At 41.8% G+C, this 385-nt stretch carries 1 pseudogene; it reads right to left on the bottom strand.

The features are described from left to right. Nucleotides 1-385 (bottom strand): annotated as a pseudogene (locus tag CBI42_RS11490) (hypothetical protein); the annotation flags it as partial.

Raw genomic sequence — 385 nt, 5'->3', positions numbered from 1 at the left:
CCAGCAAGTGTCAGACTTCCTACTAGACTCAATAACACCAAAACTCTTCCTAAATACACCCAAAAAGAGCGTTTAGAAGAAGTTCGAGGTTTGGGAGTTTCATGTTTCAAGGAAGAGACTTCAACTTTCTCTTCAGGAGTCTTCTCTAGATGTTTTGTTTTTGGCTGGCGCTTAAAGAAAGATTTTTTTGCTTCTTTTGGTGCAGCCTCCTGTTTATTCAACGTACCAGGCTTCAGGAAGAGGCTATCTGCGATTCCCTCAAACGGCAAATAGATATCTTCTTGGTACACCACTACATTCTTTTTATCCAGTTCCTCTACCAATAAAACAGCCTCTGCCTCCTGGTGTTTAACCTTAGCATTTTCTCGCTCCAGCGCTTGATACA

The organism is Streptococcus sp. KR (assembly GCF_002238115.1).
Taxonomy (GTDB): domain Bacteria; phylum Bacillota; class Bacilli; order Lactobacillales; family Streptococcaceae; genus Streptococcus.
This window is presented reverse-complemented; position numbering and strand designations above follow the sequence as displayed.